This is a genomic window from Flavobacterium sp. W1B (assembly GCF_047344965.1).
In the GTDB taxonomy this organism is placed as follows: domain Bacteria; phylum Bacteroidota; class Bacteroidia; order Flavobacteriales; family Flavobacteriaceae; genus Flavobacterium.
Window position 1 is genome coordinate 897,539 of sequence record NZ_CP178845.1, and the last position, 22,551, is coordinate 920,089.

Here is a 22,551-nt window from a genome sequence, read left to right on the forward strand (position 1 = left end):
TAAATAAAAACAGCGATTTCTTTTCCTATTTTTGATAAAATTTGTTTATGAAACATAAAATAAAAACATCCATCTTTCAGTTTTTGAGCATTTTGCCAAATAGTTTGGGTGTTCAACTGTACCATAAACTGCAGTTTTTCTCTGAAAACAAGAATCTGAATCTCAAAATAAAAAGTACAGAAAACACATTCAATAGTTTTATTTCAATTTGCAATCAACTAAAAATAAACATTTTAAATCAATCAATAATAGAGATTGGTTCCGGATGGTTACCCATTATGCCTTATTTTTTTATCTTTAAGGGTAAAGCAAAACGTGTTTCCACCTATGATTTGAACGAACATTATCAAGAAAAATCAATTGTAAACTTTAATACCATTTTTTCTAAAGAATACAATCAGAGTGTGAATACCAAAAAGAACGGAAAGTATAGTCTTCCAAAAGAAGTCGTTTATTATCCTTCACAAAATATAATTACAGCGGAAATTCCAAAAGCAGAAACCGTGTTTTCAAGGTTTGTCCTTGAACACGTGACTCCCGAAGACATTGTAGAAATGCATAAAAAATTTAAAAAATCACTTGAAAAAGGTTCGCATATAGTTCATTTTATTTCACCAAGTGATCATAGAGCTTATTCGGACAAATCATTGTCGCTTCAGGATTTTTTAAAATATGATCAAAAAGAATGGAATCGTATCCAAACCAAATTTGATTATCACAACAGATTAAGACTTCCGCAATATCTGGAAATTTTCAAATCTTTGGATTATGAGATTATATATTTAACTTTCGATAGCGTAAAAAAAGACTCTGAACAACATCGTTTGTTTAAGAATATTGAAATACACTCTGATTATAAAAATTATTCAGAAGAAGAATTAACAGCCGGAAATATTAATATTGTTCTAAAAGTATGATGCTAAAATTATTCGATTTAACGCTAAAATGGAATGGCTACCCGATAAAAGAGGCCAAGCTCGAATTGCGAAAAATTGTAGCTCAATCAACAACAGAACGTCAATTATTCATCGAAAATAAAAAAAGAGAGATTGTTGATTTTCATTTGCAAAACAATTCCTTTTACAAACAATTAGCGGGTTCAAAAACGTTTGAAAATTGGGAAGAACTACCCATTTTAAACAAACAGAATTTACAAAAACCATTGAATGAAAGATTATCCAATGGTTACAATTCTAAAAATGCTTACGTTAACAAAACCTCCGGTTCTAGTGGCGACCCTTTTATTTTTGCCAAAGACAAATACTGTCATGCGCTGACTTGGGCTTCGTATATGTACCGTTTTGGCTGGTTTGGCATTGATTTTAACAGTTCTCTTCAGGCACGTTTTTATGGCATTCCTTTGGATTTCATTGGCAACAAAAAGGAACGTTTCAAGGACTTTTTGAGTAATCGTTTCCGATTTCCCATTTTCGATTTATCCGATGCCGCTTTAGAAAAGATCCTGAAAAAATTTAAGTATAAAAAATTCGATTACATCAATGGCTATACGAGTTCGATTGTATTGTTTGCCAAATTTTTACAGAAAAAAAACATCATACTTAAAGAGATTTGCCCCACTTTAAAAGTCTGTATGGTCACTTCAGAAATGCTTTTTGAAGAGGATAAAATATTGTTAGAAAACCAATTCGGAATCGCAATTGTCAATGAATATGGTGCTTCGGAACTCGATTTAATTGCGTTCCAAAACCCCAATAGTGAATGGCAAGTAAATACTGAAACACTGTTTGTTGAAATTCTGGATGATAACGACAAGCCACTTCCTTACGGCCAAGAAGGGCGAATTGTGATTACGTCTTTGTTCAATAAAGCGCATCCTTTTATACGATATGATATTGGCGATATTGGAATCTTGGATACAAAAAGTACTTTACAAAAACCCATTCTCAAAAAATTAATCGGAAGAACAAATGATGTTGCGATTTTACCAAGTGGAAAAAAATCGCCCGGTTTGACTTTTTATTATGTCACCAAAAGCATTATTGAAGATGACGGAAACGTGAAAGAATTTATCATTCGACAGACCGAAACCGACTCTTTTGAAATAGAATATGTCAGTGAAACCAAATTAAATTCGGAACAAATAAAAAAAATAGAACAAGCAATTTCTTTGTATCTGGAACCGAATTTAAACTTTAAATTCACTAGAAAAAAAGCTTTAGAAAGAAGTAATCGCGGTAAATTGAAGCAGTTTCAGTCTATGCTAAAATAAAATTAGAGGTCACAAAATGTGATCTCCAATTGAAAAAACACAAATTTATGGATAAAAATTTTATGCTTTCTGAAGAAACCATTTCTAATAAAATCTATTTTATTAGAAATCAAAAAGTGATGCTTGATAGAGATTTGGCGGAGCTTTATGGAATTGAAACTAAAAGGCTAAAAGAACAGGTAAAAAGAAATATTAATCGATTTCCAGAGGATTTTATGTTTGAACTGTCTAAAGCAGAGTTTGAAAATTGGAGGTCGCAATTTGCGACCTCCAATTCTGAAAAGATGGGTTTGCGCTATGCCCCAATGGCTTTCACCGAACACGGTGTTTTAATGTTGTCCAGTGTTTTGAATAGTGACAAAGCCATCCAAACCAACATTCAAATTATGCGCATTTTCACCAAAGTGAGACAAATGCTCCTGGACACGACCGAAATGAAGTTAGATATTGTACAAATTCAAAGGAAACTGGAAAATCAAGGCAAAAACATAGAATTGGTTTTCTCTTATTTGGATGAACTAACAGAGAAAAAAGAAGATAAGAAACCAAGACCTAAAATTGGCTATAAAAAATAATCAGCTATTTTTACAATAAAGTGGTTTTATCAGCAACTGCGTAAATAAAAAACCGCTCATGCACAGTAAGGAAATACCTAGATTATAACCGTGAAAGCTTCTGTAAACGGCGAAATTATGTTTCAATAAATCGAGTTTTGAGGCAGAAATTGAGTTTGTCCGAATTCTATAATATGCCAAACTCTCGGGAACTGCTTGCGCCGACTTTATCTTTTTAACGACAGAAAGCCAATGCATCCAATCTTGCCGTTTGCGACTAGAGGAAATCTCGATTTTTCCGAAGTAATTTGCATCATAAATCCCGGTAAGATTGCCAACATAATTACAAAAAAACAATTGCCAATAGTACAGTTTTTTGGGTGCTTCTATCGTTTTATTCAACAATTCACCGTCTTCATTGATCCAATCGTAAAAAGAAAAAGTAAACGGTAAATTGTTCTTCAGCAGAAAATCAAGCTGCTTTTTGAGTTTTTCGGGTTTCCATAAATCATCGGCATCCAAAAAAGAAATGTAACGACCGGAAGCTTTTGACAGCCCAAAATTTCGAGCCACTCCAGTTCCTGAATTCTTATCGAGTTGATGAAACTGGATTCTTCTATCATTTTCGACCATTTCTGAAACAATCGAAACCGAATTATCTGTAGAACAATCATCAACCAAGATGATTTCCCAGTTTGTATAGGTTTGTTTTTGGACAGACTCAACTGCTCCTGAAATGAATTTTTCAGAATTAAAAATCGGAATTATTATAGATACTAAGGGTAATTCCATTTTTTAGATGATTTGTCTTTCCTTATTGCTTATTTGATATAATCCGTAAAATCTTTGTGTTCCTCTTTTAAAAGTTCCTCTTTAGACAATGATTTAAAATAATCATAAGTAATTTTCATTCCTTCGGCGCGATTGACTTTGGCCTCCCAACCTAGAATTTCTTTGGCTTTGGTGGTGTCAGGTTGGCGTTGTAAAGGATCGTTTATTGGTAACGGATGATACACCACTTTTTGATTGGTTCCTGTTAATTTGATGATTTCTTCGGCAAAATCTTTAATGGTTATTTCGTCCGGATTCCCAATGTTTACCGGATAAACATAATCCGAATGCAATAATCTAAAAATACCTTCCACCTGATCGTCAACATAACAAAAAGAACGGGTTTGCATCCCATCGCCAAAAATAGTTAAATCCTCTCCACGCAATGCCTGACCTATAAATGCCGGAATTACACGACCGTCATTGAGTCGCATTCTAGGTCCATAAGTATTGAAAATTCGTACGATTCTAGTTTCCACGCCGTGAAAAGTATGGTACGCCATAGTTATGGATTCTTGAAAACGTTTGGCTTCATCGTAAACACCTCGTGGTCCAATAGTATTCACGTTTCCGTAGTATTCTTCGGTTTGTGGATGAACCAATGGATCTCCGTAAACTTCTGAGGTCGATGCAATCAAAATTCTGGCTTTCTTAACTCTTGCCAAACCTAAAAGATTATGTGTTCCTAACGAACCTACTTTCAAGGTTTGAATCGGTATTTTTAAATAATCAATCGGACTTGCCGGTGAAGCAAAATGCAAGATATAATCCAATTGTCCCGGCACATGGACAAACTTGGTGATATCGTGATGATAAAACTCAAAATTTTCCAGTTTAAACAAATGCTCAATATTTTTTAAATCTCCCGTAATTAGATTATCCATCCCGATAACAAAATAGCCTTCCTTGATAAAACGATCACACAAATGTGAACCCAAAAATCCCGCAGCACCAGTAATAAGTATCCTTTTCATATATAGATTATATTGTTTTGTTCGAATTCGTAATTCGATTGCTTTTCCTAAATTATATTAAAAATTTGTTCCAATATCTTGATGGTAATCAAATAAGTAGGTTTTACACCAGTTGTCCCAAGTCCACCCGAAGCTAGTGTGCTTCCTGTTTCCAAAGGATTGTCCGAAGCATAATAAGCATATCTTACTTTGATGTCATGAGGAACACTTTTTCTGATTTTGGAAGCAGATTGTATCGCTTTTTGATAATAAGATCCCTCCATTTCTAAACCAATAACACCCCAAGTTGATTCATGGAAGAATTTTAATAAATCCTTGTTTTGCAACGAAGTTCCTAGTACAGTAACCATAGGTCCAGCAAAAACTTCTATGCCATTGCCTTCAAACATATCGGCTCTTAATTCATTATGGAAAAAATAATTATCTGCAGTTCCCTCATTGATATGGGCATTTGGAATCATGATATCTCCTTTTCCGCCTTCCAGAATTCCCGCTTTTCCCATTATAGAAACCGATTCTACATTGAGTAAAATATCTTTTTTGAATGGTTTTAACAACTCATCAATCGTTTCATAGGCTTGTTCACCAAAGGCATAATCCATGACGATCAATACTGGTTTTTTAGTTCCAATTTTCGCTTTAGGAAAAGAGGAATTGGCCCAATCAATCTTGGCCGTATCAAAAATTTGTACGTCGATATTAGTTCCGGAAGTATCCGGTAACGAAATCATCCCTTGTTTTAAAGCGATTTCTTCGACCTTATTTCTAACTTCATTAGCCGTAGATTTGCTTAATTCTTCATAAATAAAGAAATCTGATTTGTCTTTAAAGTTCGTTTTTAAAGTTGTTGTGGCAAAAATAGAATTCATCACAGAGTGCATATTAGCACTGATCACGTGAATAGGACGGTCCAAAAGATCCTTTTCCTTTAAAACTTCCTTGATGTTAGTAGCCCAGATTTCTCCGTGAATATGATGCCCTAGTCGTTCTCTTAAAATGGGACTAAAAGTGATGGTTCTTTTATTGTTGTCAACAACTTCTTCAATGGCTAATTTTCCAAGCCAGTAAATAACATGCAAAAATCGGTCTGGCTCAGTTGGAGAACCAAATGCGTCATAAATATCTAAAATTTCCTCAAAAGTCCTTCCCAAAATATTGGCCGCATGCGAAATGGCTTTCTCTTTTTCTACTTGAGATAATTTCTCATCATAAGAAACAGCTTGCTCTAGTTTATGCCAATCACGAGAAACCTCGCCTGCATCATCTAATAAAATCCTGTTTTTGATTTTATGTGATTCAATGAAAATAAAGGTTAAGTGCGTCAAAATATCATAAATATCCGAACGCCCTCTGGTAATCTCCACATTCATTTGTTCTTCGTCTATACGATAGCAATTACGTCTTCTTTTAGGCGGAACAATAGCCTGAAAATGGGATTTAGAATAACCTTCATCCGAGGTTAGATTGATAAAACGACATTCTTCAATTCCTACCGGAAGGCGCTCTATAACATACAAAAGTCCGTTTAATTCTACTTTTTCTTCGGCAATATTTCCGTAAATTTCCGGACGCAAAGCCAATAATGCTTCTCGCAAAGTATCACCAGAAACTCCCATGGGTTTATAGAATCCTCTATTAAACAAATGGCGCATGGTGATGTACATTTTTTCAATTGCCGCCGATGATTCCTGTGCTCTTGATCTTGATATATTTTTAGTCTCTTTCATATGCTATATATTTTCAAACCTATAAATCTAATTCTTTTATTTTGTGTTTAACAAATCCACTATTTTCCTGTCATTTGACAATCTTGGAATTTTATTCTGTCCTCCCAATTTTCCTATTGATTTCATGTAATCCTGAAATCCATTTTTTGCAACCTTCGTAATCACTAATTGCTGCAACACTTTTCCGGCGATCAAATCGTCATAATACACATTTTGTTTGCGCATGGCCTCATCTATTGCTTCTGCAAAAGCCAGACTGTCTTCTGGTTCGTTTTCAAATTCGATGAACCATTCATGGTAAGGCAATCCGTCAATTGGCGTAATTTGAGGCGCCACCGTAAACTCATTTACCCTAATATCAGTTCCTTCCATGGCTTCTTGCAAAGCACATTCAACCTCCTTGCCTATTACATGTTCGCCAAAAGCCGAAATATAATGCTTGATTCTTCCCGAAACTATAATTCTATAAGGCTTTAACGAGGTAAACTGAATCGTGTCACCAATATTGTATCCCCAAAGTCCCGCATTGGTAGAAATAATTAAAACATAATTTACATTTAATTCCACTTCGCCAATGGTATAACGCCTTGGTCCCAAACCTTCTGGATTCGAGTAAAATTCGTCTGATTTTATAAATTCATAGAAAATCCCCGCATTCAAAAGCAACAACATTCCTTTTTCTTTTTGAGAATCCTGATAAGCAAAAAATCCTTCCGAAGCCGGAAATAGCTCAATACTGTCTACTTTTCGACCAATTAGATTCTCAAATTTGGCACGATACGGTTCGTAATTAACGCCTCCGTAAATAAATAGATTAAAATTTTTGAAGATTTCGCCAACAGGCTTCCCTCCTTTTTGCTGCAATTTTTCAAAATACATCTGAACCCAGGAAGGAATTCCCGAAATTACTGCCATATTTTGGTCAAAAGTTTCTTCAACAATCGCATTTACTTTAGTTTCCCAATCATCTATGCAATTGGTTTCCAAAGAGGGCATTCGGTTTTTTTGTAAATATTTTGGAACAAAATGGGCAACGATTCCTGATAACCGACCAAATTGTATCTCGTTTTTTTCCTCTAATATTGGACTTCCTTGCAAGAAAATCATTTTTCCGTCAACAAAATCGGCATTTCCAGTTTCATGAATATAAAGCAAAATCGCATTGCGAGCCGCCTCAATATGATAAGGCATGGATTCCTTAGTAAGCGGAATGTATTTTGCTCCAGATGTGGTTCCCGAAGTTTTGGCAAAATAAAGCGGTTTTCCTTTCCAAAGAACATTTTCTTCGCCTTTTACCACTCTGTCAACATACGATTTTAAGCCTTCATAATCCCTGACAGGAACTTGTTTTGTAAAATCTTCGTATGTTTTTATTTGGTTAAAATGATGATCAATACCAAATTGTGTTTGTTTCGCTTCTTTTATTAATTCAAGAAAAACGGCTTTTTGGCTTGCAATGGGATTAGCTGCCCAAGCCTGGGTTTTCTTATGTATTTTTTTAGCAAATAACTTTGCTGCAATGGATTTTATTGACATTTAGTAGTGCTTATTTTGATGTTTTTTGCCAAGATGACTCAAATACACGCCGTTTTTATTAAAATCTAAAAACTACTTGGATTTTTTCTTATTCTCTTTTGTAGAAACTGCTTGCTCCTTTTTATCTTCTTTTGCCACTTGTTCCCTTAATTCCATTTCTTTTTTAGAAGCCTCCAATTCAACCTGAGTAGGAATTTCATCAGTAGAATCTAAAATTGAATCTTTATTAAATTTAGCGTATTCTAATTCTCCATTCAGTACTTTTTGAATAGATAAAATATAGGCTTCATTTTTCTTTAGTGCAGTGGTCAAAGAATCTGATTTTAAAGCTAATTCGGTAGCGTCTCTTTTTAATTTAGACGAAGAGTATCCTGGAATAAACTCCCGCAAAGGCGTAAAGGCAATAATAAAAGTGGTAATTAAAATTAATAAAATAGCGCCTATAGAAGCCACAACAAAAACATTCATTAAGGTTAATTTTAAAGAAAAAGTTTCTTCAAAAGTATCCTCATTCAAAATAACCAATCGGTTTTTAGTGAATAATTTACTGTGGAGTTTTTTCCTTTTTAATCTTTTTCCTGACATGTTTTTCCTTTATGTTACAAATATAATAATTAATGTCAATGATAGCACTTTACGGCTTCACTTAGACGCAAATCTAGAAAATGACTTGTTTTAATAAATTTTTAACGCTATAGAAATTAAATAATTGACCAAATATGAGTTTGCTTTGAGTAATTCTATTTACATTTGCCTCGAGATTTATTACAAATTTGCTTCGGCATAAATTATTCAATCATGGGAAGATTTGGTGTTACAGAAATCCTAGTTATATTAGCAGTTGTTTTGTTACTTTTTGGAGGTAAAAAAATTCCAGAATTAATGAAAGGCTTAGGAAGCGGAATTAAAGAATTCAAAAATGCTGCCAAAGAAGAGCAACCAGCTGATAAAAAAGACGAAAACAAAAGCGAAGAAAAATAAAAAAAGTCCCGATATTTCGGGACTTTTTTTATGCTCTTAAAGTATCATAGACAACTGGATTCGTTTTCTATCCTCATCTACTTCGGTCACTTTTACCTCGACATGTTGGTGTAATTTCACCACTTCGTTTACGTCGCTGACAAAACCAGCTTTGAGTTGCGAAATGTGAACCAAACCACTTTCCTTTACTCCAATATCCACAAAACAGCCAAAATTGGTGATGTTATTGACAATTCCCGGTAAAATCATTCCTGTTTTTACGTCTTTTATCGATTTTACATTAGGGTCAAATTCAAATACCTTGGCCGATTTTCTAGGATCTAATCCCGGTTTTTCAAGCTCTTTTATAATATCTTTCAATCCCAATAAACCAATCTCTGGTGTAATATAATTCTCTGGTTTTATCAAAGCTGTTTTTTCCTTATTGGCAATTAAATCATGAACCGAAATTTTCAAATCTTTGGCCATTTTCTCAACAATTCCGTAGGCTTCAGGATGCACGGCTGAATTATCAAGCGGATTTTTAGCGTTTGAAATTCGGATAAAAGCAACTCCCTGCTGATAGGCTTTTTCTCCTAATCTAGGTACCTTTTTCAGCTGCTTTCTATTTTCAAAAGGACCATTTTCCGAACGATAATTCACGATATTTTCGGCCAACTTCTCTCCTATTCCACTCACATAACTCAACAAATGTTTGCTCGCTGTGTTGATATTTATCCCAACGGAATTCACACAACGAATCACCGTATTATCCAATTCTTCTTTTAGTTTTGTCTGATCCACATCATGTTGATACTGACCTACGCCAATGGCTTTGGGGTCAATTTTTACCAATTCGGCCAAAGGATCAGAAAGTCTTCGACCAATAGAAACCGAACCACGAACGGTTACATCATAATTTGGAAATTCATCCCTTGCAATTTTAGACGCCGAATATACCGAAGCTCCAGCTTCTGAAACGATGAAAACTTGTACCGGCTTATCAAAAGCGATTTTCTTGATAAAAAATTCCGTTTCACGCGAAGCAGTTCCGTTTCCTATCGAAATAGCATCAATAGCATAGGCATTTACCATCGAACGGATTTTTTTCATCGCCATGGCGCTTTCATTTTGTGGCGCATGCGGATAAATGGTTTCGTTGTACAATAAATCCCCTTTTTCATCCAAACAAACAATTTTACAACCGGAACGAAATCCAGGATCAATCGCTAAAATTCGCTTTTCGCCCAAAGGCGGTGCCAGTAATAATTGTCCTAAATTATTGGCAAAAACCTGAATAGAATTGGCGTCGGCCTTTGCTTTTGCTTCCTGCAAAGTTTCATTAGAAATAGCCGGATTCAACAAACGCTTAAAGCTATCCTCGATAGCCAATTGTATGTGTGGTGTACAGTTATTTTGACCTTTTATTATCAATTCGTCAATAAGATCGTAAGCTTCGTCAATATCAACCTCGATTTTCATTTTTACAAAACCCTCTTTTTCGGCACGAAGCATCGCTAATAACCGATGCGAAGGCGCTTTAGTTAAAGATTCCGACCAATCAAAATATTGATCGAATTTTTTGGCTTGTTCGTCATCCTTTTTGGTTTTAACAACCTTAGTGCTAATGTTTGCTTTTCGTTGATACAAACGACGCAATTGCTTGCGCACATAAATATTTTCGTTAATCCATTCGGCAATAATATCCCGAGCGCCTTGCAAAGCGGCGTCTTCATTAATAACATTTTCATTCAAATATTTCGTTGAAATAAAATCGACATCATCATTATTTTGCGCCATGATGATCTTTGCCAAAGGCTCTAATCCGTTTTCACGAGCTACATCTGCTTTTGTTTTCTTTTTCTTTTTGAAAGGCAAATAAAAATCTTCCAATTCCTGTAAATCAAAACTTTGCTGGATTTTTTTCTCTAATTCTGGACTCAGCGCTTTTTGTTCTTCAATCGATTTTAATATCGCTTCTTTCCTTTTTACAATAACCTCATATTCTTTTTGCAATTTTGCAATTTGCTCAATTACAACTTCGTCCAAATTTCCTGTGGTATCTTTTCGGTAACGGGAAATAAACGGAATGGTGCAATCTTCCTGTAATAATTGAACGGTGTTTTGAATGTTTATAGCTGCTGTAGCTACAAATTTTTTTATGAAATCTATATTTGTCATTATATTATGTGATTTTATTACCAATAGTGAGATTTATATAAATCTTTGTGCGAAAATAATATCTTTGAAGTTCAATTAAACATCAATAATGATTTTATTCTACTCTTTTTTAGTAGTTAATTTTTTAGCCTTTTTTTTCATCGGATATGATAAATATTTAGCCAAAAGAAATAAAAGACGAATTTCTGAAAAAACACTTTTAAGTTTTGTGTTAATCGGTGGAACAATTGGTTCGGGATTAGGCATGCTATTTTTCAGGCATAAAACGGCTAAAAGTAGCTACTTATTGAAGTTTTGGACAATAATTACAATTCAAATAGTAGTTATTATTGGTTTGTTTTATTTTGGCATTTTAAACTTAGCTTAAAAAAAGCCGAATTATTTTTAGAAATAATTCGGCCAGTTTGTATTTAAACGGTGCGAAGCACCTTTTTTTAGCAAGAAATCTTGTCTACTCTATTTTGATGTCTTCCGCCTTCAAAATCAGTGCTCAAAAAAGTTTCTACCATTTCTACCGCTTGATGAATGGATGTAAAACGCGCTGGAATACTTATAATGTTAGCATTATTATGCTGACGAGTTAAAGCAGCAATCTCTTTTGTCCAACATAAACCGGCACGCACTTGTGGATATTTGTTTACGGTCATGGCAATTCCGTTTCCGCTTCCGCAAATAACGATTCCAAAATCAACTTTTCCTTCTGATACATCTTTTGCAACAGCATGACCATAATCTGGATAATCTACACTATCACTTGTGTCAGTTCCATAATTAGTTACTTCGTATCCTTTGGCTTTAAGCATTTCAACAATGGCTTTTTTATACTCCGGTCCTGCGTGATCGTTTCCTATTGCAATTTTCATTTTTCTTATCTATTAAGTTGTGTGATGCAAATTTACCAAAACAAATTTGGATTTTTTTACTAGCGAGAATTGTTTATTTGTTAAAAAACAAAAGTTTTAAAAATAGCTTTTCTCAATAACATCTATAACTATCCTATTATTAGAAAATTAGCACTTTATCAACATTTACAAAAATGTATAAAACATTGAAAATCAATCACTATTATATAATTTATTTGTTAAAATTTTGCATTGTTAATAGCGAAACCTAAACAACTGATATTCAGTTAACTTTAAGTTAACAAAAAATGTTGATAACTTCGGATAGAATATTAGAAGTATTTTTGGGTTGTATCGAAAAATTAAGTAATCCAAAACCCACTTTTAAAAACCTAATTTAGTTTGATGAATTTTTAGAAAAGTTATCATCATTAAAAAATAGTTTATCAACAGAAATTTAAAAAAGAGTTATTTACAATTTGAAAGCTTTTTAGTTTATCAACCGTTGTTAATTAAAATTCAAAAACTCTTTAAAACTAATTCTTTAGCTACAAATAACACTGTTGATAACTCTGTATAACATACTAAAACTTCATTTCAATGCTTTTAAAAATAAATTTATTGCCACTATTAACACACTATAATAACCATTAAAAAATTATTTAAATTTAAATTTTCTTTTTTATGTATTATATATATGTTGACAACTTTGAAAAGATCAAACAATTTTTAGATTGTTATCGTATTTCATTTCTTGAAGAATTGTTTTGACAGTTTCAAAATCGTTGGGATGAATTTTAAGTTTGATGCCTCCAAGAGCAGTCGAATACATGGGAACTATTGATGACATTATTTCGTTTTCAAAATAATACTGCAATCCTTCCTGATCCAATCGATGTTTTAGAATTTCTATCTCATGGATGTAATCAAAAATAGCAATGGTTATAAATGCTTCCATTTTATTGTTTTTATAAAGATACGACTATTCTTTTAAGTTATATTTTATGTAAAACTTACTTCTTTTCTTTATAACTGCGTAACAATTTTGTAATTTCGAACTTTAAGAAAAGATTTATGGGAAAAAGATTAAGAAAGCCAATAAAAAAAGAGAAAGATTTCTCTGATAAGATTATAAAAATATTATCAAAAAATGCCAATAAAGCATTCAATTATAAGCAAATAGGATCAAAGTTAGAACTTGACGATACTCAAAGTAGAAATCAAATTATCAAAGATTTGAAGATTTTGGCTTCTCAAAATAAAATTATTGAATCAGAACCTGGAAAATATTTAATCAAAGCGGTAAGCAAAGATTATTACGAAGGAAAAATTGACATGACAGGCCGTAAAACGGCTTATTTTGTTTGTGCTGATTTAGAAGAGGATGTTTTTATTCCGACCAATAATTTAAATCATGCTTTAGATAAAGATACCGTAAAAGTATACGTTTACAACCGCAGAAAAGGAAAAAGACCTGAAGGTGAAGTCATTGAAGTTATCGAAAGACATAAAACAGATTTTGTTGGAGTAATCGATATTCAAAAGAATTTCTCTTTTGTGTCAACTGCCAATCCGAAAATGTACACGGATATTTTTATTCCAAAAGATAAAATAGGGGAGGCAGAGCAAGGAGATGTGGTTTTAGTTCATATTGAAGATTGGCCCGCAAGAGCCGATAGTCCTTTTGGAAAAGTGGTAAAAGTATTAGGAAAACCAGGAGAACATGATACTGAAATTCATGCTATTTTGGCCGAATATGGTTTGCCAGCCGAGTTTCCTATTGAAGTAGAAACTTATGCACAAAAGATTGACACTTCTATTGAAGAAAGTGAAATTGCCAAACGTCGCGATATGCGTGATACTTTGACATTTACCATTGATCCAAAAGATGCCAAAGATTTTGATGATGCCTTGTCTTTCAAAAAGTTAGAAAACGGGAATTATGAAATTGGTGTTCACATTGCCGATGTGTCTCATTATCTTCAAGAAGGAACTATTTTAGACGATGAAGCTTATCAAAGAGCCACATCCGTTTATCTTGTAGATAGGGTAGTGCCAATGCTACCGGAAGTTTTATCGAATTTTGCCTGTTCTTTGCGTCCAAATGAGGAAAAATACACTTTTTCGGCCGTATTTGAAATATCAGATAAATGTGAAGTTGTCAATCAATGGTTTGGAAGAACGGTGATTTATTCTAATCAGCGATTTGCTTATGAAGAAGCGCAATATATCATTGAAACGAAAGATGACGTAATTCCGGAAGAAATTTCGATTACTGGAGCTTCTTATAAAGTTTCGGAAGAAATTGTGGCAGCGACGCTTAAAATGGATGAATTAGCCAAGATTTTCAGAAGAAAAAGAATGAATGATGGCGCCATTTCGTTTGATAAAGTAGAAGTAAAATTCAACTTGAATCAAGAAGGAGAACCGGAAGGCGTTTATTTTAAAGTATCAAAAGATGCCAATCATTTGATTGAAGAATTCATGCTTTTAGCTAATAAAAAAGTTGCAGAATACATTGGTAAACAAAAGAAAACTTTTATTTACAGGATTCACGATGAACCAAATGAAGATAAATTGATTGCCATGCAAACGGTGATTGCTAAGTTTGGTTATAAAATTGATTTTAGAAATAAAGGTGATATTTCGAAATCATTGAATGCTTTGATGGAAGAAGTAAACGGGAAAAAAGAACAAAATCTTATTGATACTTTGGCTATTAGAAGTATGAGTAAGGCTAAATATTCGACAGATAATATTGGTCATTACGGATTGGCTTTTGATTATTATTCACATTTTACTTCACCAATTCGTCGTTATCCTGACGTTATGGTACACCGTTTGTTACAGTTTTATTTAGACGGAGCAAAATCTGCCGACGAAGAATTGTATGAAACCAAGTGTTTGCATTGTTCCACTATGGAAGGTTTAGCTACAAATGCTGAACGCGATTCTATCAAATACATGCAGGTAAAATACATGCAAGATCATAAGGATCAAGAGTTTTTGGGTGTAATTTCTGGTGTAACCGAATGGGGAATTTATGTAGAAATCATTGAAAATAAATGTGAAGGAATGGTTCGAATTCGAGATATAAAAGATGATTATTATACTTTCGATGAAAAACAATATGCTTTGGTAGGAGCAACTTCAAACAAGTTATTACAATTAGGAGATGAAATCTTCGTTAAAGTTAAAAATGCTGATTTAGTTAAAAAACAATTAGATTTTAATTTTTTGAGAAGAATAGATGAAATACTAAATTAATAAAAGAATAGAAAATGAAAAAAGTAGTAGTAGTAGCATTTGCAATCGTTTCACAAATTACATTTGCTCAAGTAACTAAAAAAATAGGCGATTTTAATCAATTGAAAGTTTATGATAAATTAAAGGTTGAATTAATTGAATCTTCAGAGAATAAAGTAGTTATCAGCGGTAATAGAGAAAATGAAGTAGAGGTAGTGAACAAAAATGGCGAATTGAAACTTAGAATGCCATTTCCTAAATTATTATCTGGTGAGGATATTAGTATTAAATTGTATTTTAAAAATATTGATGGTATAACGGCAAGCGAGGGTTCTTATGTTTCAAGCGATGCTGTTTTTAAACAAACAATTATAGATTTGAGTGCAAAAGAAGGTTCAGAAATATATTTAGAACTTGACACTCAAAAAGTGAATGTAAAAGCAGTTACTGGTGGAATGATTGAAGTAATCGGTAAGGCTATAAATCAAGATGTAAGTATTATGTCAGGTGGAAGTTTAAGATCTAAAGGATTAAAGACTTCACAAACAACAATTACTGTTTCTGCGGGAGGAAATGCTGAAATCAATGCTACAACATTAGTTGATGCAAAAGTTAAAGCAGGAGGCTCTATTTTCATCTATGGAAAACCGAAACAAATCAATCAACAAACAATTTTAGGAGGTACAATTGTAGAAAAGGAATAAATATTATGTAATTTTATTCTAACAAAATTTTAATTTTTAATGATAAACGATATTTTATCTGGTATTCCTTGGGGAATATTTTTGAGTTTTATGATAGGTCCAGTTTTCTTTATTTTACTTGAAACTAGTATTATAAAGGGGTTTAGAGCAGCTTTAGTTTTTGATTTAGGAGTTGTTTTGGGAGATATTATTTTTATTGCAATTGCTTATTTAGGAAGTTTTAGATTAATTCAAAGTTTAAAAGATAAACCGGCACTTTTCATTTTTGGTGGCATATTGATGTTAGCCTATGGAGTGATTTCTTTTATTAGTTTGAGAAAGGAAAAAAAGATAAATACCAATGAAATTGACAATGAAATTATTAGAAAAAATTACTTCAGTCTTTTTATAAAAGGATTCTTTTTAAACATAATCAACATAGGAGTTTTGGGTTTTTGGCTGGCAATTATAATTTCTGTCGGACCTAAATTAGAAATGCAAACTTCTAGAATGTTAACTTTTTTTAGTACAGTAATTATAACTTATTTACTGATTGATTGTCTAAAAATTCTATTAGCTAAACAGTTAAAAACTAAAATGACACCCACAAATATTTTAAAAATTAAAAAAGGTATCAGCATCGTTTTAATGGTTTTTGGAACTGTGTTAATAACTCAAGGTTGGTTTCCAAAAGAGAAAGAATTGGTAAAAAAAGCATTTCAAAAAATAGAAAAGTAATTCAAATTTATACTATTTAAACCGCTCATATTGAGCGGTTTTTTTATGACTAATAATTTATTATTTTGTTATTCTGATGAAAGTTGAATTATAATAAAGCTGGTTTTAGATTATCAATAAACTTGGAATAAAGCCTAATTAATGGAGATTTCTCCTTCTTTGAAATGACAATTTTGGGAGTTTTAACCATAAAAAAAACCTCCAAGTTTCCTTGAAGGTTTTAGAGGCATCGTGCGGATTCGAACCGCAGTAGGAGCTTTTGCAGAGCCCAGCCTAGCCACTCGGCCACGACGCCATTATTGAATGGATGGCAAAAGTACTTAAAAAGTTTAAAGTTTAAAAGCTTAAAGTTTAAAATTTTTAAAAAAACAGCATCTTTTATCTTTTTGAATCTAAGCTTTAACTTCTATATTCTTCCAATTCGATGGTAACTGCTTCAACATCACCTCCAATAGGGGGATTTAGTTTTGAAACTCCTAGAAGGATTCTAGAAACGGTAGGTATTTCATCAAAGATCCTTTTAATGATACGATGCGCAACATGTTCTAATAAATGGGAGCGAATGGCCATTTCTTCCTCTACAATTTTATTTAAAAGCACATAATCTACCGTATCATGTAAATTATCTGATAAACATGATTTTCTCAAATCGGTTTTAATCTCTAAGTCTACCGAATAATCGGAACCAATTTTTCCTTCTTCTATCAAACATCCATGATAAGAGTATGTTCTGATATTTTTTAATTTTATAGTTCCCATTTTAGTGTATTTGTTAATTTGACTGTTCTTTATATTTGATAAAAGTACGAATAATTTCTTTTTTGATTGTCAATACAAAATAAACAACTTGTCGATTAATCGTTTCCACAACTATTTTGGTAACTTTGCTTCTTTAATAAAAGAATATGTCAACTGAAGAAAAATCACTCCATTTTATAGAACAAATTATTGAAGAAAACCTAGCAAACGGTTTTTCTCAGGATAAATTACGTTTTCGTTTTCCACCAGAACCAAATGGGTATTTACACATTGGTCATGCCAAATCTATTTGTTTAAATTTTGGTCTAGGATTGCGTTATAATGCACCGGTAAATTTACGTTTTGATGATACAAATCCAGCCAAAGAAGAGCAAGAATATGTAGATGCAATTAAAGAAGATTTGCAATGGTTAGGCTTTAATTGGGCCGAAGAACGTTATGCTTCTGATTATTTTGAGCAATTATACGAATGGGCCGTTGCAATGATCAAGAAAGGAACAGCCTATGTTGACAGTCAATCTTCTGAAGATATGGCTGCTCAAAAAGGAACTCCAACACAACCAGGAGTTGATGGTCCTTATAGAAACCGTTCTGTGGAAGAGAATTTGACTTTATTCGAAGGTATGAAAAATGGCGATTTCCCTGAGGGAAGTCATGTTTTAAGAGCCAAAATTGACATGAAATCAACAAATATGTTGATGCGTGATCCATTGATGTATCGTATTTTGCACCGTCATCACCATAGAACCGGAAACGATTGGAAAATCTATCCAATGTATGATTATGCACATGGAGAAAGTGATTATATAGAACAAATTTCGCACTCTATTTGTACGTTAGAATTTGTAATGCACAGAGAGTTATACAATTGGTTTTTGGACCAAATTTATGATGATAATAAGGTAAGACCACACCAATATGAGTTTGCGCGTTTGAACTTAAATTATACAGTAATGAGCAAGCGTAAACTATTGCAATTGGTTCAAGAAAATATAGTTAAAGGTTGGGATGATCCTAGAATGCCAACGATTTCTGGTTTAAGAAGAAGAGGGTATACTGCTAATTCTATTCGTAAATTTTGTGAAATTATTGGTGTTGCCAAACGTGAAAACGTAATTGATGTGTCTCTTTTGGAATTCTGTCTTCGTGAAGATTTGAATAAAACGGCTCCAAGAGTAATGGCTGTTTTAGATCCTGTTAAGGTAATTATCACTAATTATCCTGAAGACAAAGAAGAGTTTCTTGAAGCCGAAAACAACCAAGAAGACGATGCTGCTGGTTTTAGAAAAGTACCTTTTTCGCGTGAATTTTACATAGAAAGAGAAGACTTTTTAGAGGTTGCTCCGGCTAAATTTTTCCGTTTAAGTATTGGAAATGAGGTTCGACTTAAAAATGCGTATATCATTAAAGGAGAAAGTGTTGTAAAAGATTCGGAAGGAAATATTACCGAAATTCACGTTACTTATGATACAGATTCTTTGAGTGGAAGTGGGAGTGAAGCTTCAAAAAGAAAAGTGGCTGGAACCTTGCATTGGGTTTCGATAAAACATGCCATTGAAGCCGAAGTTCGTTTGTATGATCGTTTGTTTATTGATGAAGCGCCAGACAGCCACAAGGAAAAAAACTTCTTGGAATTTATGAATACTAATTCACTAGAAACCGTTAAAGGATTTGTAGAACCAAGTTTAGCAAATGTTAATTTAGGAGATAAATTTCAGTTTCAACGTTTGGGTTATTTTAATGTTGATAAAGATTCAACTGCTTCAAAATTAGTGTTTAACAAGACTGTTGGACTTAAAGATGCTTGGGAAGAAAAAGGGAAAAAAGAAGCTAATTTATTGATGAATACACAAAAAGAAATCAATAAATATGTAAAAGAGAAAGACGAAACCAATGCTGCCGTATTATTAAAAAGTATTGTTGATAACATAGAAAGTATCGACAATTTTAGCCTAATAAATCAAACTGTTGTCAAAAATGTGAAGAACGACAATAACTCTTTATTGTTTGCAAATTTAATATTGCTTCATTCAGATAAAGTACAAGCAAAGGATATCGATTTAGAACCTCTTACTAAATTATATTCGATGTCATTAAAAAGTCAATTGGCGGCTGTCAGAATTTTAGCAATTCAAAATTTAGAAAACGACAAGCTAAATCTTGAAGATTTTAAACTGCAATTGTCAGAATTAAAAAATACAGAGAAAAATGAAAAAGTTTTAGATTCTTTGAATAATTTGATTCTTTAAAATTTAATTTCTAATTATAGATTTTATCAATTAAAAACACCTTTTTTAAGGTGTTTTTTTATTATAATTTATTTTTATCATTTTATTTATTTTTATAATATTTATTGATTAAAAATGACTTCCATAAACTTATTTTAAAACAATTTTATTTTATTTCTTACGCTACACATGGTTTTGGTTTTATAGTCGATTAAAGCTCTTTATTTTGATTTTTAGTATTAATAAAACTACTTTAACTGCTTATTAACATCGATATGTTAATAAATAGCTTAACTTTATAAAACTATTAACTTTAAATTAAATATTATGTCAAATAACGCCGGAAATATGTTAATAGCTCTTATTGGGGGAGCAGCCATCGGTGCAGGTTTAGGAATTTTGTTTGCTCCGGATAAAGGAACAAAAACTAGAGGAAAAATTAAAGATGGTTATAAAGACGCCAAGAAAGATTTAAAATGTAAGTACGATGACTTAGCGGGCGAGATGAAAAATAAATTCAAAAGTTCTAAATTAAATTTAGAAGAAAGTTACGAAGATTTGATTTCTGATGTAAGTCATAAAACAGAAGATGTGATTTCTTTCTTGGAAATGAAATTGGCTGAATTGAAAGAACAAAATGCAAAACTTCAAAAATAAAAACAGTTATTTATTATAATTGAATTTTAAAAACAAAAATATGGCTTTTGAAGAATTAAAAGAAAATACAGAAAATATTCAAGAACAATTTGAATCCTACATCGAAAGCAATCTTTCTTATTATAAATTAAAGAGTTTTAAGATGGCGATGAAATCTACAACGGCTATCTTTAAATTTGTATTAATTTTATTGTGCATTTGTATGGTTTTATTGTTTTGCTCAATTGCACTTGCTTTTGCATTAGGAAATTATTTTGATAGTTACGCTTATGGATTTGCAACTGTTGGAGGAATTTATTTAGTATTAACGATTCTTTTATTTTTTGTTAGAGACAGAATTGTTGAAGGTCCGATTTTAGAAAAATTTTCAGAAATATTTTTTAACGATTAAATTATGGCTACCAAAAAATATTCTTCCTATGCTCAGATTGAGAGGGAACTTGAAATTTTAAAAATAGAAAAGGAAATTAGTTACCAAAAACTGGTTTTTAGCATTCAAAAAACAAAGGAAAGTTTAGCTCCAAGAAATATTGTAAATGGTTTTTTAGGATCCTATAAAACGATTTTAAGCGGTTCTTATAATACAATATTAAGTGTTGCTGTTCCTTTGATAATCAATTGGATAAAGAATAAAAAAAGAGGCTGTTAAGCCTCTTTTTCGTTATAAATACTATTGGTATTATTGTTCAGATTCAGGAGTTTCTTCCTCTTTATTTTCTATTGGAAGAATAGGTTCATTTTTAGGTTTTAATTTTTTGATTCCTTTTCTCATAGATTCTCCAACCATATTACTTGCCGTAAAACTTGCCACCATATTATTTAGCATATCACTTCCGGCTTGTGGGGAATTAGGCAACAAGATTAAATTAGAATTGGTGTCTGCTCCAATTGCTTGTAATGTATCATAATGTTGGGTTACTACAATCAAAGCCGAAGCTTCCTGAGAGTTAATTCCAACTTTATTTAAAACATCTACACTTTCTACTAAACCTCTAGCAATTTCTCTTCTTTGATCTGCAATACCTTGACCTTGTAATCGTTTGCTTTCTGCTTCTGCTTTTGCTTTAGCTACAATTCTGATTCTTGATGCTTCTGCTTCAAATTCTGCAACCGTTTTTTCTCTATCGGCAGCATTAATTCTGTTCATTGCATTTTTTACTTGAATATCCGGATCAATATCAGTTACTAGCGTATTGATTATTGTATATCCATAAGTGGTCATTGCTTCATTTAATTCTCTTTTTACAGCAATGGCAATATCATCTTTTCTTTCAAAAACATCATCAAGTTTTAATTTTGGTACTTCGGCACGAACAACATCAAAAACATAAGAAGTAATTTGATCGTGAGGATATTCCAATTTATAAAATGCATCGTAAACTGTTTCTTTTATAACCATGAATTGTACAGATACTTTTAGTTTAACAAAAACGTTATCCTTAGTTTTAGTTTCAATAATTACATCTAATTGTTGAATTTTAAGATTTACACGTCCTGCAATTCTGTCAATTAACGGAATTTTTAATTGTAAACCCGATTGTCTGATACTTAAAAATCTTCCGAAGCGTTCTATAACAACTGAAGTTTGTTGTTTTACGGTAAAGAAGGATGATAGAAAAATAAATAATCCAAAAACAAGAAGAAAAATCAATGTAATGTTCATAATATGTTTAATTTAAGTTTTAATTTAGGTGTAAATTACAAATAACTTTAGGTTTTTCCTACTTAAATCTATTTATATGAAAAAGAGATTTTTAACTTTTGCATTAGTACTTCTTTCTTTTACGGGTTTTGCTCAGTATGGTTATAGAGATTCTAACAGAATAGGAATCAATTTTGGTGTTAATCAGTTTACTTTGAATACAAATAATTTTCAAACAAAAGCCGAGTTGGGTTGGAATGCTGGACTTTCAGTAAGAGGAAATTTCTATGATAATTGGGATATGGTTTATGCATTGCAGTTTAGTGAGAATAATTTTTCGGTAGCTACAAGAAATTTACTTTTGTTGAATGAAGATGTAAAATATAAATTAGCTTCCGCTCAAATAACTTTACAATTGAGTTATATACTTATCGAAGATCATTTGAGTATTGAGTTAGGTCCGATTGTTCAGGTGAACGGGAAATTTAAAATTGATTCCGAAAATGAGAACAATATCATTTCTGGTACGACTTTGTTGGCGAAAGATATTGTTGATATTTCTAAATTCAATTTTTACCCAACTGTTGGAGTTACAGCAGGAGTGAAGCATTTTAGGATAAATGTTTCCTATCAATATGGAGTTAATAATATGCTGGGAAATCTAAACAATAAAAACTTAGGGGTCAATTTCAAAGGAAATCCCGGAATTCTAAACGGAAACATTATTGTTTATTTATAAAAAAAGCCCTGATAATTCAGGGCT

The 22,551-nt window shown here is 32.3% G+C and carries 23 protein-coding genes and 1 tRNA gene; 13 read left to right on the forward strand and 11 right to left on the reverse strand.

Going from position 1 to position 22,551, the window contains the following annotated elements; genetic code table 11:
• The first annotated feature begins 47 nt into the window (after positions 1 to 47).
• From ACMDB5_RS03995 to ACMDB5_RS04005, 3 genes are read left to right on the forward strand one after another with little or no spacing between them, the layout of a single operon-like run.
• Positions 48 to 917: a hypothetical protein gene (locus tag ACMDB5_RS03995; RefSeq protein ID WP_413999727.1), complete on the forward strand. Its 870-nt coding sequence runs from the start codon at positions 48 to 50 to the stop codon at positions 915 to 917.
• Complete coding sequence (locus ACMDB5_RS04000; RefSeq protein WP_414000356.1) at positions 917 to 2,230, forward strand: phenylacetate--CoA ligase family protein; 1,314 nt, start codon at positions 917 to 919, stop codon at positions 2,228 to 2,230. Before ACMDB5_RS03995 ends, ACMDB5_RS04000 begins: the two co-directional genes overlap by 1 nt.
• A 47-nt stretch (positions 2,231 to 2,277) precedes the next feature.
• A complete protein-coding gene (locus ACMDB5_RS04005) occupies positions 2,278 to 2,805 on the forward strand; it encodes an ORF6N domain-containing protein (protein WP_413999728.1) in 528 nt (175 codons plus the stop codon).
• Here ACMDB5_RS04005 and ACMDB5_RS04010 read toward each other — a convergent pair whose 3' ends face one another.
• The 5 genes from ACMDB5_RS04010 to ACMDB5_RS04030 form a co-directional block, all read right to left on the reverse strand.
• Entirely contained in the window at positions 2,806 to 3,576 is a 771-nt protein-coding gene (locus tag ACMDB5_RS04010; RefSeq protein WP_413999729.1) for a glycosyltransferase family 2 protein, read from the reverse strand.
• 29 nt (positions 3,577 to 3,605) lie between these two features.
• Positions 3,606 to 4,589 carry a UDP-glucuronic acid decarboxylase family protein gene (locus tag ACMDB5_RS04015; RefSeq protein WP_413999730.1) on the reverse strand — a complete coding sequence of 328 codons (984 nt, stop codon included), beginning with the start codon at positions 4,587 to 4,589 and terminating at the stop codon, positions 3,606 to 3,608.
• Positions 4,590 to 4,636: 47 nt separating this feature from the next.
• On the reverse strand, positions 4,637 to 6,316 hold the full coding sequence (locus ACMDB5_RS04020) for a DUF6909 family protein (protein ID WP_413999731.1): 1,680 nt from the start codon (positions 6,314 to 6,316) through the stop codon (positions 4,637 to 4,639).
• A gap of 36 nt (positions 6,317 to 6,352) precedes the next feature.
• On the reverse strand, positions 6,353 to 7,852 hold the full coding sequence (locus ACMDB5_RS04025; RefSeq protein ID WP_413999732.1) for a GH3 auxin-responsive promoter family protein: 1,500 nt from the start codon (positions 7,850 to 7,852) through the stop codon (positions 6,353 to 6,355).
• A gap of 72 nt (positions 7,853 to 7,924) precedes the next feature.
• Complete coding sequence (locus ACMDB5_RS04030) at positions 7,925 to 8,437, reverse strand: peptidase (protein WP_413999733.1); 513 nt, start codon at positions 8,435 to 8,437, stop codon at positions 7,925 to 7,927.
• 213 nt (positions 8,438 to 8,650) lie between these two features.
• Between ACMDB5_RS04030 and tatA the strand changes: the two genes are divergently transcribed.
• Positions 8,651 to 8,833 carry a twin-arginine translocase TatA/TatE family subunit gene (gene tatA / locus ACMDB5_RS04035; RefSeq protein ID WP_413999734.1) on the forward strand — a complete coding sequence of 61 codons (183 nt, stop codon included), beginning with the start codon at positions 8,651 to 8,653 and terminating at the stop codon, positions 8,831 to 8,833.
• A gap of 36 nt (positions 8,834 to 8,869) precedes the next feature.
• On the opposite strand, the gene ACMDB5_RS04040 is transcribed toward tatA, so the two are convergent.
• Positions 8,870 to 10,993, reverse strand: a complete 2,124-nt coding sequence (locus ACMDB5_RS04040) for a Tex family protein (RefSeq protein ID WP_413999735.1) — start codon at positions 10,991 to 10,993, stop codon at positions 8,870 to 8,872.
• 88 nt (positions 10,994 to 11,081) lie between these two features.
• On the opposite strand from ACMDB5_RS04040, the gene ACMDB5_RS04045 reads away from it, so the two are divergent.
• A complete protein-coding gene (locus tag ACMDB5_RS04045; protein ID WP_413999736.1) occupies positions 11,082 to 11,360 on the forward strand; it encodes a DUF1294 domain-containing protein in 279 nt (92 codons plus the stop codon).
• Positions 11,361 to 11,427: 67 nt separating this feature from the next.
• On the opposite strand, the gene rpiB is transcribed toward ACMDB5_RS04045, so the two are convergent.
• Both rpiB and ACMDB5_RS04055 read right to left on the reverse strand, forming a co-directional pair.
• Positions 11,428 to 11,856: a ribose 5-phosphate isomerase B gene (rpiB, locus tag ACMDB5_RS04050; protein ID WP_413999737.1), complete on the reverse strand. Its 429-nt coding sequence runs from the start codon at positions 11,854 to 11,856 to the stop codon at positions 11,428 to 11,430.
• 697 nt (positions 11,857 to 12,553) lie between these two features.
• Positions 12,554 to 12,793, reverse strand: coding sequence for a DUF2007 domain-containing protein (locus ACMDB5_RS04055; RefSeq protein ID WP_413999738.1), 240 nt, complete (start codon positions 12,791 to 12,793; stop codon positions 12,554 to 12,556).
• A gap of 116 nt (positions 12,794 to 12,909) precedes the next feature.
• Here ACMDB5_RS04055 and rnr point away from each other — a divergent pair, with 116 nt between their 5' ends.
• The 3 genes from rnr to ACMDB5_RS04070 are packed head-to-tail and all read left to right on the forward strand — an operon-like array spanning position 12,910 to position 16,502.
• Positions 12,910 to 15,102, forward strand: a complete 2,193-nt coding sequence (gene rnr, locus ACMDB5_RS04060; RefSeq protein ID WP_413999739.1) for a ribonuclease R — start codon at positions 12,910 to 12,912, stop codon at positions 15,100 to 15,102.
• Positions 15,103 to 15,116: 14 nt separating this feature from the next.
• Entirely contained in the window at positions 15,117 to 15,785 is a 669-nt protein-coding gene (locus tag ACMDB5_RS04065) for a head GIN domain-containing protein (RefSeq protein ID WP_413999740.1), read from the forward strand.
• A gap of 39 nt (positions 15,786 to 15,824) precedes the next feature.
• Positions 15,825 to 16,502, forward strand: coding sequence for a LysE family translocator (locus tag ACMDB5_RS04070; RefSeq protein WP_413999741.1), 678 nt, complete (start codon positions 15,825 to 15,827; stop codon positions 16,500 to 16,502).
• 224 nt (positions 16,503 to 16,726) lie between these two features.
• Here ACMDB5_RS04070 and ACMDB5_RS04075 read toward each other — a convergent pair.
• Together ACMDB5_RS04075 and folB are read right to left on the reverse strand one after the other, a co-directional pair.
• Positions 16,727 to 16,797, reverse strand: a tRNA-Cys gene (locus ACMDB5_RS04075).
• Positions 16,798 to 16,901: 104 nt separating this feature from the next.
• Complete coding sequence (gene folB, locus ACMDB5_RS04080; RefSeq protein WP_413999742.1) at positions 16,902 to 17,261, reverse strand: dihydroneopterin aldolase; 360 nt, start codon at positions 17,259 to 17,261, stop codon at positions 16,902 to 16,904.
• A 146-nt stretch (positions 17,262 to 17,407) separates the two neighbouring features.
• Between folB and ACMDB5_RS04085 the strand changes: the two genes are divergently transcribed.
• The 4 genes from ACMDB5_RS04085 to ACMDB5_RS04100 all read left to right on the forward strand — a co-directional run bounded on the left by ACMDB5_RS04085 (position 17,408) and on the right by ACMDB5_RS04100 (position 20,795).
• Complete coding sequence (locus ACMDB5_RS04085; RefSeq protein ID WP_413999743.1) at positions 17,408 to 19,510, forward strand: glutamine--tRNA ligase/YqeY domain fusion protein; 2,103 nt, start codon at positions 17,408 to 17,410, stop codon at positions 19,508 to 19,510.
• Between the two features lie 306 nt (positions 19,511 to 19,816).
• A complete protein-coding gene (locus ACMDB5_RS04090; RefSeq protein ID WP_413999744.1) occupies positions 19,817 to 20,146 on the forward strand; it encodes a YtxH domain-containing protein in 330 nt (109 codons plus the stop codon).
• Between the two features lie 40 nt (positions 20,147 to 20,186).
• Positions 20,187 to 20,537 (forward strand): competence protein, encoded by a 351-nt coding sequence (locus tag ACMDB5_RS04095; protein WP_413999745.1) that lies wholly within the window; start codon positions 20,187 to 20,189, stop codon positions 20,535 to 20,537.
• 3 nt (positions 20,538 to 20,540) lie between these two features.
• Entirely contained in the window at positions 20,541 to 20,795 is a 255-nt protein-coding gene (locus tag ACMDB5_RS04100; RefSeq protein ID WP_413999746.1) for a DUF6327 family protein, read from the forward strand.
• A 30-nt stretch (positions 20,796 to 20,825) separates the two neighbouring features.
• Here the strand turns inward: ACMDB5_RS04100 and ACMDB5_RS04105 are convergent, their stop codons facing one another.
• Complete coding sequence (locus ACMDB5_RS04105; RefSeq protein WP_413999747.1) at positions 20,826 to 21,809, reverse strand: SPFH domain-containing protein; 984 nt, start codon at positions 21,807 to 21,809, stop codon at positions 20,826 to 20,828.
• Between the two features lie 76 nt (positions 21,810 to 21,885).
• Here ACMDB5_RS04105 and ACMDB5_RS04110 point away from each other — a divergent pair, with 76 nt between their 5' ends.
• A complete protein-coding gene (locus ACMDB5_RS04110) occupies positions 21,886 to 22,527 on the forward strand; it encodes a PorT family protein (RefSeq protein ID WP_413999748.1) in 642 nt (213 codons plus the stop codon).
• The last annotated feature ends 24 nt before the right edge of the window (positions 22,528 to 22,551 follow it).